This window comes from Methylocella tundrae, assembly GCF_901905185.1.
GTDB lineage: Bacteria > Pseudomonadota > Alphaproteobacteria > Rhizobiales > Beijerinckiaceae > Methylocapsa > Methylocapsa tundrae.
In genome coordinates, this window is the sequence record NZ_CABFMQ020000099.1 from 1 (window position 1) to 15,026 (window position 15,026).

A 15,026-nucleotide genomic window follows, 5' to 3' on the forward strand; every position below is an offset into this window, starting at 1 on the left:
CGGTTGCAATCAATGTGGGTCCAGTTGCAATGATTGTGGTCCCGAGCGCCGAGGCTAGTTGCAATGATTGTGGGCCGGAACTTGCGATGATTGCGATCCCGGCCGCGGATGATTGCGGTCCATTACAACTATTGCTCTTAGGGGATCAAGCGCTTTGGCCATGCTGCCCATTTGAGTGACGAGGGGGATGATTTGCATGCCGAGATTGTATATCTGAGGCCGAAAGTCCATAATGCCATTCTATGCGACAACGGTATCTCACCGTTGTGCGTCCAAAAGCACGTAATGCTTTTATAGCATATACTAATAAACTTCGGTTCGCTTTCGCCCATGAAGACACTGAAGCCGCCATCAAAACGGTCGCGTGAGATCCCGGCGGCCGTCGACGACGCGGACGATTTCGATTTCGTCGACCGGCCGATCGTCAACATCGGGATGCGTCTCGTAGAGAATGAGGTACGACCCCTCGATGAGGAGGCGCGCAGTCGGCCGGATGTCCGGGCGGCGCGGCCCGAGCCGGGGATGATCGGCCAGTCGGCCGATCTTTTGGCCGATGGCCTGGACAACCCGTGTCGCCGCCGCTGGATTATCGGCGGCGATCGTCAACCAGATGTCCTCCAGGTCGCGCTCTGCGGCCGGCGATCGGAAGACCTGCGTCATTCTGCACCCACTTCTTTAAGCCGTGCTTTCGCGGCAGCGAGGGTGCGCTCGACATCGAAAGGCTGTGGCGGGCCGCTGGCCTTGCCATCGTCCCATAGTTGGCGGAGATGCTTAAGGTCTTCCTGGCGAAGTTCACGTTTGAACTGCCAATCGCGGATTGCTTCGCGGATGATCTCGCTTGTGGTCGCATATTCCCCGGTCTCGACGGCGGCTTTGATGGCGGTGACTTGCTCGCCGGTGAGGGCGACGCTCACTTTTTGAATATTGGGCATGACCCGTCTCCAACGCTTTGCTGGGGTAAATATTACTACTTAGTCGCAAGAAATCCATGAAAAAGGGCCCTGCCCTGCCCTGCCCTTGTCGCCGCCTTGCGTCATGATTATGCGGCTCAATCCCGCCAGTGCCGGGTGCCGGCCGCGCGGCGGCCCCGATGGTGAACCGCTTCCACCCCAAGCCGAGAAATGCGCCATGCGGCTTGGTTCCAGGTTCCTTGCCCCTTGCACACGATCAGGAGGTGACGTGACGATCCGCGGAGGATCGCGAGAATCTGGCCTCAGGTAATGAAACGCCCAAAATATACACATAAGCGGACAAATCTGGAACGATTTATAGAGAGCCCCAGCAATTTCAACTAGATCGCTTATTGTCGATTTGGTGTAACAGGATTCAGCCTGATTCCCGACGATGATCGAAGCCGGTCAAAATGACCCCAGAATCGGCAAAAATCGTACACGGAAAACATTGTTGGATTGGGGCAGTGTACGGAAACCCTTCTTTTTGGTTTTCCGACACCGCAAGATTTGCCTTATGCGTATATTTTGGGCGTTTCATTACTTAGGGCCGATTTGCTCAAACTCGTGCGTCGAGGCCAAAAACCTTTGCGCTGCGCAAATGGCGTGGCACCGTACTGTTACAGCACGGGAGCATGATAGTGCTACGACGCGACGGTGCTACAGATCTTTAGTGCGCTCGGGATGGCCGCGCTCGATCATGACCAGATCCAGACCCGACATAATCAGATCGTGGATTTTGACGCGTTCATGGAAGGCGATTTCACGGAGGCGCTCATAAACCGGGCGGGGGATATAGATTGACGTGTGCTGAACCTCGACTTTCGGCTTCGGCGGCTCGGCTGTCGGCGGTTCTGGTGCGGGCGCGGGCGCGGGCGCAACTTGTTTAACCGTGCGCCGACGCGCGGGGCGGGACGGCTCGAGGTTTAGGTCGCCGAGGATACTAGGCCGCTTTCCCATCTCGGTTCCTTGTCTTGCGGTCGACGAAATCCCAAAGGGCACGAATTTCATCGGCGGCCTTCCCGCTGCCGGCGTATTCGGTCACGCCCTGCCCTGCCGCGATGGCGTCTTGAAAGTCCGCGCGCTGCACGATCATGACCGGCGCAACGTCCCCGAGCATTTCGAGGCCGGCGGCGGCTTCCGGTGCTCGCGTCGATCTCGATGTCGGCGGACATTGGCTCAGAACGAATGAATAGGCGACCCGGAGCGCGACCAGGGCTTCGATCGTCGGCTTGGTCGCCCGGAGGTCAAGGCGGGTCGGCCTCGCTGGAATAAGACATAGGTCGGCGGCGCGCATGGCGGCATTCGTGACGGAGCTGGCCGCGCCTGGCGTGTCTAGTATCGCCAATGTGAAGCCCTGCCGCGCAAGGGCCGCCAGAACCTCGGGAATACGGGTCAGCTTGTCGCCGGTCAGCCGATCGACGGCGGGCGCATCGGCGGTGCGATCGTCGCCCCATGCGGCCAGGCTCGCCTGCGGATCGAGATCGAGGGCAATAACCTTTTCGCCGGCCTCGGCGGCCCGCACGGCAAGGTTCGCGGCCAAGGTCGATTTCCCCGAGCCGCCCTTTTGCGAGACGAAGGCGATAGTCCGCACGATTTCAAACTCGCTGGCCGAATCACGATGCGGAAGCACTCTAGCACGGAAAGGTTAAAGCACTTCGGCGCGACCATGCCGAAGCATTGCAGTACGAAGGCGCTATAGCACGATCGCACTATAACACCGAAGCACGATTGGATTGGTTGACGCGAATCGCAGAAAGGGTGAGTCTATCCCGTTGCGGGGGGATTCGCCCGCGCTGGAGGTCAACGCCGCGACGGTGTCTTGAACATGCAAACGGCCCCGAGGCGGGAACCTCAGAGCCGTTCAAAACCGATAGGAGCCTTACGCCCTAGACAAGCGTGAGACTCCCAAAAACTCTAACCAGAGTCAACGGAAAACTTCAGTTTTCCGAACGGGCAGGCTTGCGCTGACGCGGCCCTTACGAGGGTCGAAAATGTTTATCGAAGAAATCCGGCGGGCCGTGCAGGCCGCGCCGAGGAATGATTTGCCGCGCCTGGCCGGGATCGTCTGGAAGGGCTGGGGAGCCGGCGCGATCGGCGATAGCGAAGCTCAGGAGCTAGCGGAAACGATTGAGGCGAGGAAAGCCCTGCCGCCGCCCGCGAAGGCCGCCACCGGCCGCCGCTGCGGTTCCAGTCCGCGTTCTGGCAAAAGCTTGGAACGCCGCCGGCGCTGGTGCGCTTCCGGAAAGCTCCCGCCACAGCTCGCCGCCCGATTCACACAAGCCGAGCGTTCGGTCCTCGCCGTCGTCGCGGTCGAGGCGATGAAGCGCGGCGACTGCCGGTTGACCATCGGCCATATCGCGGCGCTGGCGGGCGTCTGCGCCACTAGCGTCAGGAATGCCATTCGCGAAGCCAAGCGGGCAGGGGCGCTCACGATCGAGGAAAGGCGGCTCACTGCCTTCCGCAGCGACACGAACATCGTCCGGATCGTTGCGCCGGAATGGCGGACGTGGTTGCGGCTCAAGAGCGGGCAGGGGGGTGGATGCAAATTCGTGCAGCGCACGAATACAGTTTCTCCTATTTCTGTATCGAAGCTGTCTTCATCAGGATTCAAAGAAGCAATCGAGGAAAGAAACCGCAAGGTTCAGGCCAACGAATCGCCGCCGGGACAACCAAAAAAGGGGCCAGCGTGACCTAGTCTCCCAAACATCACGAACGAAATGCCGTTTAAGACAACGGGACGGAGGCGCTCGCCCAGCCCCAGCTCGCCCATGTCACTTGTTTGGAGCCATCCGCCATTTGAAATCCGCCATGTGACCGGCCATGCCATCCATGCGAGACGCGAGGTTCGTCAAAAGGGGAGCGTCGTCGGCGGCGATCGGGGTCTCGCGCTCTTCTCCAGTCGACTGCGGGAAATCACGATTCCGCGTCCTTCCCGTCCGATCCTTAAAATCGGGCCGGGCGGCGATTTAGGATTTCCCGTTCGCGCGGGCCGGGGTCAGCTTGGATATCGGTTAAACCAAACCGAGGATGAAATCGAATGTCTACCAAATCCACATCGCTCGCCGCGCGGATGCAGCGCATTGAACAAGCAAAGGCTCGCGTGGCCCATGACGAGGCCAAGCTGCGCGCGGACGAGCGCCGGGCGCGGACGAAACGTCTGATCGAGGCCGGGGCGCTCGTTGAAAAAGCCGGGTATCTTGATTTCGATGCGAACGTTCTTCACGGTGCGCTGCGGTCGCTGCGTCCCGGCTTTGCCGATAAGGGACAGGTCGAGGTCTGGGCGGCGGATGGCGGCCGGGCCTTCGCCGAGGAGGCGCGACGGGGCGACGAAGGCAAGAAACCGTGCGTGATCGTCTTTCCGCGACCGCTTTCTAAAGAGGCTGCGGCAAACATGCGGCGGGCCGCCTTCCGCTTCAGCAAGATTTTCATGCACTGGGAGGGCAGGGCGCGTTTCGCGGACGCGCAGTCCCTCGCAGCCGCGTATGGCGGGGTCGCTCGAAGCGTCGATGAGGATCGCGCGCGCGAGAACCCACTGACAGCGAACGGCGGGGGCGAAGGCCATGTTCCGCCCGCGCCGACCGACCAGTCCAGCCTTTTCGGCGAAGACCAGATCTGAGCCGCGCCGCGGCGGGACGGTTTTAGGCCGGCCGCTCCGCCGCCGCATCGGGCTCGGCCAGCGCGGGCGCGCGCTTTCCATCGCGCCTCACCGTTGGGGAGGATCGGTCAGCTGAACGCGCCGGGTCGGCTATAGAGCCGCCTGGCGCGTTTGTCTGGGTTTGGCGGGCGCTTTCTTGTCTTCCGGCGCGCCGGACGCCGGTTTAGCGGCGCGGCCTGATTTGCGTTTGCTGTTTTGTGAGGGATGGCCGCCAAGGCCGTCCGCGCGAGCGCGCGGGAGACTTCGTCGGGAAGGCCCGCTTCGCCTCCGTCCAAATTGCGGCGGGGGTCGCCGCGCTCCACGGCCTGATAATAGCCCCGCCGCGTCGTCCAGCGATGCAGCACGAGACGAACCGCCTTTTGGCTGAACTCGGGTTTGAGTTCGGCGTGTAGCTGCTTGGCGAAGCCGATGGCGAGCGGCGCCGGCTTTCCGAATACGGCGGGCCATCGCCTGGCCCAGTCCGCCAGGACGAGCGCGATCCAGCCGGGCGGCCGGCTTTTTTCCGTTTTTGGTTTGGCTTCGTCGTTAGGGGCTGGGTCCGGCGTCATTTCTGGCGGTTGGCTCTCCGCGGGTTGGCGGTGGTTTGCGCCGAGGCGCGAGGGACGGGCCTGAAGAAAGCGGCGGGGGTCATTTCATGCGGCGGGTTTGAATAGCCGATTTTGCTTGCCTCCTCAACGGCGTGCGGCGGCGCCGGTTGGCGATGAGATCGCCGTCAGGACCCCATCCTCCTTCTCCGAACGCCCGTCTTTCCGAACGCCCTGATCGCCGTCGTTGAGCCGCCGGCCGGCTCCGGTCGAATTTGCGCATTTCATAATTTCGCGCGGCGCCAGCGCCGGCGGTCCCTCCTCTGTCATCCCAATCCGGCGTCGCGGCTCTGATCCGTCCCCTGCGCCGGCGCGGTTTTGCGGCGCGTGGTCGGTTTCGCAGCGGGGCGATTGTGGCGCTAACGCGTCGGGAGCGACCGCGCAGCGGGTTCGACAAGCGGGAGTGAGCGAAGCGAACGGAAGTCTTGTAGACGCAATATGCATCGTGGCCGATGCCGCTTGACGACGGGCCTAGGCTGGCGCAAACTTGGCTTTATGGCGATCCAGTTTGCCCGCGCGCGTTACGTTTCCCGCAGCACCGGCGGCGACGCCGTGCGGTCGGCCGCCTATAACGCCCGCGCCGCGCTGACGGCGGAGCGCACCGGGCAACTGTTTTATTTCAAAAACAGAGATGCGCCGGACCATCACGAAATCCTGCTGCCTGAGGGTGCGGCGGCGCGGTTTTCCGATTGCGGGGTTCTGTGGAACGCGGCGGAAGCGGCGGAGAGGCGCAAGGATTCCCAGGTTGCGCGGGAAGTTTTGCTGGCGCTGCCCGCGGACGCGGGGCTCACGGCCGAGGACCGGATCGCGCTCGCGCGGTCGTTCGCGCTGGAGCATTTCGTGTCGAAAGGCCTTGCGGTTCAGCTCGACGTCCATGCGCCGCATGAGCCGGCGGCCGAAGGAGAAGAGGCGGGGTCGCCCGTCAATTTTCACGCCCACCTTTTGATCACGACGCGTCGGCTCGAGGGCGAAGTGTTCGCGGCGACGAAGGCTCGCGATCTCGATCCGGACGTGCGGGCCTGCGCGCCACATCTGCACGGCGGCGCGGTCAAACGCGGCTATGTCGCGGACGCCGAGGCGTGGGGCGAACTGTGGCGCGAACATCAGGATCGTTATTTTCGGGAGCACGGATTTTCGACCCGGGTGGATGTGGCGGCGATCCATCCTGGCGCGCATATCGGCCCGGTGCGGATGCGCAAGCCGGGCTCGGACCTTGTCGCGCGCGCCGAGGTTTTGCGGCAGGCGAACGAGGCGGCGGCGCGCGATCCGGCGCAGGTGCTGGAGGCGCTGACGCGCAACAGCGCGACATTTACGGCGCGCGACGTCGATCGGTTTCTCGCGCGGCACATCGACGACGGGGCGGAGCGCGCCGCGGTCAAGCGCGCGGTGCTCGGGCATGGCGACGCCCTGGCGCTGCTCGACCGCGAGACTCTGATTTCAGCCGGGCGGTGGACGACGCGGCCGGTGCGGGCGCAGGAGCTTGCCGCGCTCACTGAGGGCGAAGCGCTCGCGTCACCGTCGCATCACGCCGCGGCGCCAGCGGGCGCCGCGGCGGCGGCGCTGCAGGCGCGGACCTTGCGTGCCGATCAACGCGCGGCGTTCGACCATGCGATCGCGGCGGGCAGCCTGAAAATCATCGAGGGCCGCGCCGGCACGGGCAAAAGCTACACGCTTCAAGCGGTGCGCGCCGCGCATGAGCTGGCCGGTTTCCGCGTCGTCGGGTTAGGCCCGACCAATGCTGTGGCGCAGGATCTCAAGGCGGACGGGTTTTCCGACGCCGCCACCGCGCATTCGGAGCTGTTCAAACTGAAGAACGGCCGTGCGATTTGGGACGCGCGCACCGTCGTGATCGCGGACGAGGCGGCGATGATGGACAGCCAGATGACCGGCGAAATTCTGGCGGCGGCGCGGGCTTCGGGCGCGAAACTCATCCTCGCCGGCGACGACCGGCAGCTCGCCTCGATCGAGCGGGGCGGGCTCTTCTCCGAGCTCAAGGCGCGGCATGGCGCGGCGGCGATCGTTGCGGTGACGCGGCAGCGCGCGGATTGGCAGCGCCAGGCGTCGCGCGATCTCGCCGAGGGCCGCTTCACCGATGCGGTCGCGGCCTATGACCGGCATGGCGCGATTTCCTGGACAAAAACCCAGGACGAAGCGCGTGCGGCGCTTGTCGCGGCGTGGCGCAAGGACGCGGCGGATGCATCCGACAAGACGCGGTTCGTGTTCGCCTACACGAACAAGGATGTCGACGCGCTCAATGCGGAATTGCGCGGCGTTCGCCGCGCGCAAGGCGCGCTGTCCGGCGTCGACGTCGTGTTCGAGACCCGGCATGGCGCGCTGCCGTTCGCGGTCGGCGACCGGGTGCAACTGACCGACACCCTGAAACGGGCGGGTCTCTACAATGGCAATGCGGGTGTGATCACGGGCGTAGACCGCGGCGAGGGCCGGATTTGGGCGCGGCTCGACGCGGCGGCGGGGCAGGCCGGGCGGGACGTGACCTGGACGGCGGCGGAATTCGGCGGATTCCGGCACGGCTATGCGGGGACGATCTACAAGGGCCAGGGCAAGACCCTCGACCGCAGCTATCTCTATCACACCCATCACTGGCGTTCGGCGGCGAGCTATGTGGCGCTGACCCGGCAGCGCGAGAGTGCACAGATATTCGTCGCGACGGAGACGGCGCGCAACGCGCGCGATCTGGCGCGGCAGATGGCGCGGGGCGAAGTGAAGGCGGCGTCGGTCGCGTGGACGACGACGGCGGAGGCGGCGGCGCGCGCCGAGGCTCCCCTGCGGGAAGCGCGGCGGCGGCTGGCGCGCGATCCGGGCGCCGTGCGGCGCCATCTCGAGAATCTGCGGATAGAACAGGCCTTGCGTCCGATCCTGCCGGCGCTGGCGCAAGCGATCGAACGGCAGGAGGCGGCGATGGCGGCGCTTGGCAAAGCTGTCGCCAGGCTGGGTGAGAAAATGCAGGCGCGCGCGGAAGCGACGGCGGCGCGCGCGCTGGCCAACGAGCGGAGCCGGATCGCGGGAGCCTCGATCAACACAAGAAAGGCGTCCCCGCGGGAAACGCCGGCCGCGGTCGCGAAGGCGCAGCCCGATGCGGGACAAGAGAGATATTTCCCGCCGGGTCTGTCGCTGATCGATCGCGCGAAACTTTTTAGCGCGCGGCTCGAGGCCGAGCGGCTGTCCAAGGGACAGGGAGGCCAACGGATCGTGGCGGAGAGCAGGGAACGGCCGCCGTTCGCGCCGCCGCCGCTTATTCCGGCGATTCCGTCTTCCGCGGGGCGCGACAGTTTCGGACGCGGCGCGGCGGCGGCCGATGTCGCCGCGCTGCTCGACGCCAATAAAAGCGTGCGAGGGAGCCGGCGCGAACTGAGTTGGATCCTTGGCGCCGTCTATCGCGATCCCGCCGCCGCGGCGACGCGCCTTTATGCGCTGGAAAAGGAGCTTGGCGGCGCGCGGCCGACGCAAATCAAGCTTGAGGAAAAAAACGGCGCAAAGCTTTTGGGGGATCTGAGAGGCAAAAAAGGCTGGTTCGCTTCGCCGGACGACAAATTCGACTATGAAGGAGCGCGCAAATACGCCGGCATGATCGGGGCTTGCCTGGCCGATCTGCGTCAAGTCGAGCAGGACGTCGCGTCGACATATCGGGTGACGGTCGGGGCGCAGCGGCGCCGCGACGTCATCGAAATTCCCGCGCTCTCGGACAAGGCCAAATCGGCGATCGCGCAATTCCGGGCGGCCGGCTGCGAGGCCGAGGTTTTCTCTTCAAAGGGGCGTACGACGTTAAGCGAAATTCCGACCGCCGCCGCGGCGGCGGCGCTCTGGAGCCGGATCGAGGCGGATACGGGGCTGCGCGGCGAGCTCGAACGGTTCGCCGCGGCCGTCGACGCAAGGTTTCCGGAGGGCTGCGCGCCGCCCGATGCGCCGGTTGTCGTCACGGAGGCGATGGCGGCGGGCAAGATCGTGTGCAACGCCGTCAAGCTGCACGAGGTGCATCTGGAGCGCGAAGAGAGTGAGCGGCGGTTCGCCGCCGAGAGGCCGCAGCGGGCTCCTGGCGAACCGAGGAACCAACAGTTAGGGCCAAAGCCAGGCCCAGGATTCTGAGCCTGGCGACTTATCTGCAACGGCTTGAAATTGTCGACGCCCTGGCCTGATTCTATCGCGTGATTTTGGCCCCGGCTCAGACCAAATTGATTGAGACTGGGATCGCCCCATCTTCACGCCGTGCAATGTGTGCGGAATTCAACAAATCTGCACAGCGGTTTTTGAGAGACGGCGCGCCGAGCGCGCTCTTGCCATAATGGGACGAAACGTGTCCTCACGTTTCGTCTTAAAATCCTTGCCTTTTACGGAAGCTTGGCCGCATCTTACGACCCGTGTCGCCTGAAACGCGAAAGGGCACCCCTTGCGGAGTGCCCTTTCTAATTGGGAAGTCGAGGATTCGTCCGCCGGAGCAACTGCCAATCGAGTCTCGACTTTTCGAGTACAAAAATAAGGGTAAGGGGCAAGAAAGTCAATGCCAATTAATGTTGGAGATGTGGCGGCGCTTACGCTGATGATTTCGTCCGAACGCTTAGGGAAGTTAATGGCCCTTACAGGGTCGGCCCAAACGGCGATTGAGTTGCACCAAGAAACACTTCAGCTTGGCGCGTCCCTGATGAACGTGACCGCCACTATTGAAATCGCGCTCCGCAATTCCGTATGCGAGAACCTTAGCCAACATTTTGCCGTGCCGAAGTGGCTTCAACAGCCCCCAATTACCTTTCAATGGCGCAAAACCGAGACGGACAACATTGCTAAGGCGCTCGATAGCGCCCGCCGTGCAGAATATTCAAAACTCACGCAGGCGGGAAAAGCCGCGTTGGAAACGTTAGCCTATCCAAGGGGACGGCCCCCCGCAACCTCGCACCTCAAGCGCGCTAAGGACCGCCGTAAACATATCGTCGTTTCTGAGGGAAAGGTTATTGCTGAGCTGACGATGTATTTTTGGAAACGACTCTATGGCCCTGATTATGACCAGACCCTATGGCGCACTTCGCTAAAGCGAACGTTTCCGCATAAGAGGCTTTCACGCGCCGAAGTCGCTACTTATTTGGAGCAAATTTATCAGTCACGGAACCGCCTCGCCCATCATGAGCCGGTATTACACAAGCGTTTTGCGGACACGATGACGGCAATCGATTTTGTGATTCAGCATCTAGAAACAGCTCAGCCTAGCAGCACCACGCCGCTTGCTAATCTCTTGGCTGGTGACATAGCGGACGTAAACGCGAAGGCCGCCGCGCTCCATGCTCGGCTTAATTCATTTCGAGTGGGGCCGTAGGCTTGTGCAGAAATCAAGAATTATGAACCAAAATTAGAGCTTTGATCTAAAGGGGCTTTTTTGTTGCATAAATTAGGTGCATAAGTGGCCGATGATTTATGGCTATGCACGGGTATCGACGGACGGCCAGAGCCTCGACGCGCAGGTCAAGCAATTGCGCGCCGCCGGAGCCGAGAAGGTCTTCCGGGAAACGGCGAGCGGCGCGAAAACTGACCGCGCCCAATTGCGCCGCGTCATCGGCCAGATTGCCGGGGGCGACGTTCTGACCGTGACGCGCCTCGACCGGCTGGCGCGCTCGACGCGCGACCTCTTGAACACGCTGGCGACAATCACCAGCAAGGGCGCGGGCTTTCGTTCCCTCAATGACACATGGGCCGACACGACGACCGCGCACGGACGTTTGATGCTCACGGTTCTGGGCGGGCTTGCCGAGTTCGAGCGCGAATTGATCCGCGCCCGAACGGGCGAAGGCCGCGAGCGCGCAAAAGCGCGGGGCGTGAAGATGGGGCGCCGGCCAAAGCTCACAGATCACCAGAAGCGCGAGGCGATCAAGCGCCGCGACAAGGGCGAGCCGATGCGTGAGATTGCGCGCACCTACAACGTTTCGCACAGCACGATTTCGAGACTTGCGCCTGGGCCGTTCGAGGCCTTTGGCGCGAAGGTTTAACGCCAGATGCCGATCCGCCCCCAATACAAATGGCTCTATCCCATCGACTGGCCTCAACTCTCGGCGATGATCCGGTTTGAGCGAGCGAAAGGCCGGTGCGAGGAATGCAGTCGGCCGCATGGCCGCGAGATCCGGCATTTGGGCGACGGCCGATGGTGGGACGAGGAAGGCCAGACGTGGCGCAATGGCCGCGGACGCCCGTTGCCGAGCCTTGCTCTAATTGGCGACGACGTCGTCGTTCGAACAACCAAGGTTGTGCTGGCGACCGCTCACCTTGATCATGATCCGACCAACAACAGGCGGCGAAACCTGAAAGCCCTTTGCCAGCGCTGCCATATGATCCATGACCGCGACGAGCACCGTCGCCGACGCTGGCTCACGCTGCGGATGCGCAAGGCGATCGGCGACCTATTTCTGGGTCTTTACCGCTCGTAGCCTCTGAAGATGATCTTATCAGATAACAGGATAAGCTTGTGCGCCTTTTTCGAGTCTGACTAACAAATCCTTTGGAGACGTGTGAGCGCCATGGGCGGCGCAGTGACCTTGACTTGCTATGCAATCCTGGATTGTGAATCTAAAGTGACATGAGCGGCGGCCGAAGGAATGACCAAAAATGGCGGCGCGAGCGCGGCGCATGGGAGCGTTGGTGACTTATTAAGGAAGGCCAGACCCGTCGCTGACGGCCACAAGAAACAATTGAAGCCGCCCGGACGCCGGCGGCAGGGAGAAGACGACCCCATGAATGGCGATTGGCATTGGTTTTGCGCCAGCCCCGCGCGAAGCTATCGGGCGCGGCTCGCCACATGTGCCGAGATCGACGCTCTAATCATGCAGGCCGCGATCGACCCAACGCTGCTGTCCGGCGCGCGCTTCGTCTATGTGATCGTCCGCTATGATCGCGGCGCAAATAGCCTGCAAAAGATATTCGCCGCGTTAGAGCCGCTACGAGACCCCACCGAAGATGAATGCCGGCGGGCATGGTTTGAAGCGGATCAACTCATCGACGCGAAGATTGAAAGGCTGGCGCAATGAGCCAAGCATGGCGCGCGGGTTCAGGCCGGTCTGCAAGAGAATTTTGCACAAAAAATTAAAGGTGTTGACCGCAAAGGGCCTTCTTGTATAGCAAAAGAGAAAGCCGCTTGCGTTGCCACAGGCGGCCCAAGTCTAGGGAGAGAAATGTCCCGAAGGGACATCGGCGACAACCAAAGCTGTCGACCGCGATACTATGCGCGCGCAGCGCACAAAAAACAAGACATGCTGACCTAACTGATCGCGTACAAGGGACGATCAGATATCGACGCCGTGAACCTGAAAGACATTCTTTGCGAGATCAAGGTTTTCAAAGACACGGCGGCGCGCCGATGGCGCGCAATTGCGTCGTGCGGTCGCCCAGCTCGGCAAGGGCGACGTGCTGACGGTCACGCGGCTCGATCAGAGGCGAAGGAAGCAACCGCGCCACACCAGCGACAGCCGGATAAATCAAAAAGAGGCCGCCTGCGTCGCCACAAGCGGCCCGAGTCTAGGGAGGAAACGCCCAAGGAGGGCATGGCGCAACAAGCTTGCTGCACCGCAATAATATTGCGCGTGCGGCGCACAAAAAGCAAGACATGCCGACCCAATTTTTTTAGGCGGCGGCAATCCTCCGCTGCCCGCGATTGATTTTCGGTCTCGCCGCAGGGCGTCTCAAAAGTCTCGAAAGCAGCGTTTTCGAGATAAACTGTTGCACGGCTATAAGTATGTGATAATGTCTTTTATCATATACGAAAAAGCCATGTCCCCCGACCCGACCGACAAAGCCCAACCGCATCTGCCTAAACTCATCACCGCCGGTTTCCGCCGGATGGGCTGCTGGCGGCCGACGAGCGCCGGCGACGGCATCGAGCTGGATTTCACGGCGGAACGCGCGCCGGGCGTCTATGCCTATGTCGTCAACGGGGTCGTGCACTACGTCGGTTCTGCCCAGAGCGGCCTGCATGGCCGATTCCGCCGCTATGCCATCACGAAAACGATGCGAACGTCACGCCGTATTCGCGATAAGATTCTCGGCTGCTTTGCCGCCGGACAAGCGGTCGAAATCTACACGCTCGTCCCACCATCGCTGATTTGGCATGACCTTCCAGTCGATCTGATCGCAGGGTTGGAGGAGGGTCTCATCCGCAGCCTCCACCCGGTCTGGAACCTCCGTAGCAATCGCGAGGTGGAATGACCCAGCTTGTCGCCTTCACCGACCGCGCCCCCGCCCTTGTCGCCGCTGGCGGCGCGCGCGCCTCCTACCGCTACTTTGAATTCTTCACCGCCAACATCCGCAACGCGAACACCCGCCGCGCCTATGCCCGCGCGGCCGTGGAATTCCTCGACTGGCTCGAGGCGAAGGGCGTGACGCAGCTCACGGAAATCGAGAGCGTGCATGTCGCCGCCTATGTCGAGCAGCTCCAGAAGGCGCGATCCGCGCCAACCGCGAAGCTGCGCCTGGCCGCCCTGCGGCACCTGTTCGACTGGATGGTGATCGGCCAGATCATGACGCTCAATCCGGCCGGCGCCGTGCGCGGGCCGCGCCATATCGTCAGGCGCGGCAAGACGCCGGTGCTCGACCCCGCCGAGGCGCGCCAGCTCATCGACGCGATTGATGTCTCGACCGTCATCGGCCTGCGCGACCGCGCTCTCATCGGCCTCATGGTCTATTCCTTCGCCCGCATCGGCGCGGCCATCGGCATGCGCGTCGAAGACGCATACCCGCAGAACCGGCGGCTCTGGGTGCGCTTGCATGAGAAGGGCGGCAAGGAGCACGCCATGCCGTGCCATCACAATTTAGAGGCCTACCTGCATGAATATCTCGACGGTGCGGGACTCGCGAACGATCCGAAGGCGCTCCTGTTCCAGACCTACAGCCGCGCGACCGGCCAGCTCACCGGCAATCCCCTGCCCCAAGCGAACGCCTATGCGATGATCCAAAGGCGGGCCAGATCCGCCGGCGTCACCACACATGTCGGCAACCACACCTTTCGGGCGACGGGCGTCACGGCTTATCTGAAGAACGGCGGGACACTTGAAAAGGCGGCGCAGATGGCGAACCATGCTTCGACACGCACGACGCAGCTTTACGACCGCCGCGCCGAGGAAGTGACGCTCGACGAGGTGGAGCGGATACTTGTCTGAGCCGCGCAGGTTCCTTGGTCGGATAGGTTGTAGCCATGAACAACATCCCTAATCAGACGATCGACCCGTCAAAAATCTTCGTGCAAGCCAACTGCTTTTATCAAGCTCTGACCATTCTACGCGATATAAACCCGAAGAACACTCAGCTCGTCGTGGATATCGGAGAACCTTTCATCGTTGTCGCGGCGCTTACCATAGAACTATTTCTAAAGTGCCTCTTATGCATCGAGAAAGGCGAAGTTCCCCGCGGGCATCATCTTAGATTCCTGTTCGATAACCTAAGCCCATCAATGCGAAGTCGAATTCGACGCGCTTGGGACAATTCGATTGCTCCGGATCTCGCGGAAGTGTGGAACCTCCATGAAAAAGAATTTGGGATTAAGATTGCTCGCGATCTTCCGGCCGCCCTCTGCGCCGGGGGCAATGCGTTCGAGCGAATTCGATACAGCTACGAAGGCAAGACGAAGTACTTGCAGTTCTATCTCTTAGACATTCCGCAGCATCTCAGGAGCATCATTCTGGAGTTAAAGCCAGAGTGGAGTGCGCTTCGCAGGAACTATTTATAACGGACCGCAATCATCCGCGGCCGGGATCGCAATCATCGCAAGTTCCGGCCCACAATCATTGCAACTAGGCCCGGCGCTTGGGACCACAATCATTGCAACTGGACCCACATTGATTGCAACCG

16 protein-coding genes are annotated in these 15,026 nt (G+C 62.2%); 10 read left to right on the forward strand and 6 right to left on the reverse strand.

The window, feature by feature from the left end:
• Positions 1–351 precede the first annotated feature (351 nt).
• From MPC4_RS15920 to MPC4_RS15935, 4 genes are all read right to left on the reverse strand, one after another.
• On the reverse strand, positions 352–660 hold the full coding sequence (locus tag MPC4_RS15920; RefSeq protein WP_174513380.1) for a type II toxin-antitoxin system RelE/ParE family toxin: 309 nt from the start codon (positions 658–660) through the stop codon (positions 352–354).
• A complete protein-coding gene (locus MPC4_RS15925) occupies positions 657–932 on the reverse strand; it encodes a ribbon-helix-helix domain-containing protein (protein WP_174513381.1) in 276 nt (91 codons plus the stop codon). Before MPC4_RS15925 ends, MPC4_RS15920 begins: the two co-directional genes overlap by 4 nt.
• 678 nt (positions 933–1,610) lie before the next feature.
• Positions 1,611–1,910: a hypothetical protein gene (locus tag MPC4_RS15930; RefSeq protein ID WP_174513382.1), complete on the reverse strand. Its 300-nt coding sequence runs from the start codon at positions 1,908–1,910 to the stop codon at positions 1,611–1,613.
• Entirely contained in the window at positions 1,894–2,544 is a 651-nt protein-coding gene (locus tag MPC4_RS15935; RefSeq protein ID WP_174513383.1) for a ParA family protein, read from the reverse strand. Before MPC4_RS15935 ends, MPC4_RS15930 begins: the two co-directional genes overlap by 17 nt.
• A gap of 748 nt (positions 2,545–3,292) precedes the next feature.
• On the opposite strand from MPC4_RS15935, the gene MPC4_RS15940 reads away from it, so the two are divergent.
• Positions 3,293–3,643, forward strand: coding sequence for a hypothetical protein (locus tag MPC4_RS15940; protein ID WP_174513384.1), 351 nt, complete (start codon positions 3,293–3,295; stop codon positions 3,641–3,643).
• Between the two features lie 347 nt (positions 3,644–3,990).
• Positions 3,991–4,569: a conjugal transfer protein TraD gene (locus MPC4_RS15945; RefSeq protein WP_174513385.1), complete on the forward strand. Its 579-nt coding sequence runs from the start codon at positions 3,991–3,993 to the stop codon at positions 4,567–4,569.
• 107 nt (positions 4,570–4,676) lie between these two features.
• Here the strand turns inward: MPC4_RS15945 and MPC4_RS15950 are convergent, their stop codons facing one another.
• Entirely contained in the window at positions 4,677–5,156 is a 480-nt protein-coding gene (locus tag MPC4_RS15950) for a ProQ/FINO family protein (protein WP_174513386.1), read from the reverse strand.
• Positions 5,157–5,651: 495 nt separating this feature from the next.
• Between MPC4_RS15950 and MPC4_RS15955 the strand changes: the two genes are divergently transcribed.
• From MPC4_RS15955 to MPC4_RS15975, 5 genes are all read left to right on the forward strand, one after another.
• Complete coding sequence (locus MPC4_RS15955) at positions 5,652–9,296, forward strand: AAA family ATPase (protein ID WP_174513387.1); 3,645 nt, start codon at positions 5,652–5,654, stop codon at positions 9,294–9,296.
• Positions 9,297–9,708: 412 nt separating this feature from the next.
• A complete protein-coding gene (locus MPC4_RS15960; RefSeq protein ID WP_174513388.1) occupies positions 9,709–10,515 on the forward strand; it encodes a hypothetical protein in 807 nt (268 codons plus the stop codon).
• 91 nt (positions 10,516–10,606) lie between these two features.
• Positions 10,607–11,182 (forward strand): recombinase family protein, encoded by a 576-nt coding sequence (locus MPC4_RS15965; RefSeq protein WP_174513389.1) that lies wholly within the window; start codon positions 10,607–10,609, stop codon positions 11,180–11,182.
• 6 nt (positions 11,183–11,188) lie between these two features.
• Positions 11,189–11,617, forward strand: a complete 429-nt coding sequence (locus MPC4_RS15970) for a hypothetical protein (protein ID WP_174513390.1) — start codon at positions 11,189–11,191, stop codon at positions 11,615–11,617.
• Positions 11,618–12,010: 393 nt separating this feature from the next.
• The gene (locus tag MPC4_RS15975) at positions 12,011–12,214 is read left to right on the forward strand and encodes a hypothetical protein (protein WP_174513391.1); all 204 of its coding nucleotides are present in this window, start codon (positions 12,011–12,013) and stop codon (positions 12,212–12,214) included.
• Between the two features lie 307 nt (positions 12,215–12,521).
• Here the strand turns inward: MPC4_RS15975 and MPC4_RS15980 are convergent, their stop codons facing one another.
• A complete protein-coding gene (locus tag MPC4_RS15980; protein WP_174513392.1) occupies positions 12,522–12,665 on the reverse strand; it encodes a hypothetical protein in 144 nt (47 codons plus the stop codon).
• 288 nt (positions 12,666–12,953) lie between these two features.
• Here MPC4_RS15980 and MPC4_RS15985 point away from each other — a divergent pair, with 288 nt between their 5' ends.
• From MPC4_RS15985 to MPC4_RS15995, 3 genes are read left to right on the forward strand one after another with little or no spacing between them, the layout of a single operon-like run.
• Positions 12,954–13,388, forward strand: coding sequence for a GIY-YIG nuclease family protein (locus tag MPC4_RS15985; RefSeq protein ID WP_174513393.1), 435 nt, complete (start codon positions 12,954–12,956; stop codon positions 13,386–13,388).
• The gene (locus tag MPC4_RS15990; protein WP_174513394.1) at positions 13,385–14,338 is read left to right on the forward strand and encodes a tyrosine-type recombinase/integrase; all 954 of its coding nucleotides are present in this window, start codon (positions 13,385–13,387) and stop codon (positions 14,336–14,338) included. Before MPC4_RS15985 ends, MPC4_RS15990 begins: the two co-directional genes overlap by 4 nt.
• 35 nt (positions 14,339–14,373) lie before the next feature.
• Positions 14,374–14,904 carry a HEPN domain-containing protein gene (locus tag MPC4_RS15995; RefSeq protein ID WP_174513395.1) on the forward strand — a complete coding sequence of 177 codons (531 nt, stop codon included), beginning with the start codon at positions 14,374–14,376 and terminating at the stop codon, positions 14,902–14,904.
• Positions 14,905–15,026 lie beyond the last annotated feature (122 nt).

Excerpts from the sequence above, each read along its gene's own strand:
- MPC4_RS15920 (WP_174513380.1), bottom strand. The coding sequence starts at position 660 with ATGACGCAGGTCTTCCGATCGCCGGCCGCAGAGCGCGACCTGGAGGAC.
- MPC4_RS15925 (WP_174513381.1), bottom strand. The coding sequence starts at position 932 with ATGCCCAATATTCAAAAAGTGAGCGTCGCCCTCACCGGCGAGCAAGTC.
- MPC4_RS15930 (WP_174513382.1), bottom strand. The coding sequence starts at position 1,910 with ATGGGAAAGCGGCCTAGTATCCTCGGCGACCTAAACCTCGAGCCGTCC.
- MPC4_RS15945 (WP_174513385.1), top strand. The coding sequence starts at position 3,991 with ATGTCTACCAAATCCACATCGCTCGCCGCGCGGATGCAGCGCATTGAA.
- MPC4_RS15950 (WP_174513386.1), bottom strand. The coding sequence starts at position 5,156 with ATGACGCCGGACCCAGCCCCTAACGACGAAGCCAAACCAAAAACGGAA.
- MPC4_RS15960 (WP_174513388.1), top strand. The coding sequence starts at position 9,709 with ATGCCAATTAATGTTGGAGATGTGGCGGCGCTTACGCTGATGATTTCG.
- MPC4_RS15965 (WP_174513389.1), top strand. The coding sequence starts at position 10,607 with ATGATTTATGGCTATGCACGGGTATCGACGGACGGCCAGAGCCTCGAC.
- MPC4_RS15970 (WP_174513390.1), top strand. The coding sequence starts at position 11,189 with ATGCCGATCCGCCCCCAATACAAATGGCTCTATCCCATCGACTGGCCT.
- MPC4_RS15975 (WP_174513391.1), top strand. The coding sequence starts at position 12,011 with ATGCAGGCCGCGATCGACCCAACGCTGCTGTCCGGCGCGCGCTTCGTC.
- MPC4_RS15985 (WP_174513393.1), top strand. The coding sequence starts at position 12,954 with ATGTCCCCCGACCCGACCGACAAAGCCCAACCGCATCTGCCTAAACTC.
- MPC4_RS15990 (WP_174513394.1), top strand. The coding sequence starts at position 13,385 with ATGACCCAGCTTGTCGCCTTCACCGACCGCGCCCCCGCCCTTGTCGCC.
- MPC4_RS15995 (WP_174513395.1), top strand. The coding sequence starts at position 14,374 with ATGAACAACATCCCTAATCAGACGATCGACCCGTCAAAAATCTTCGTG.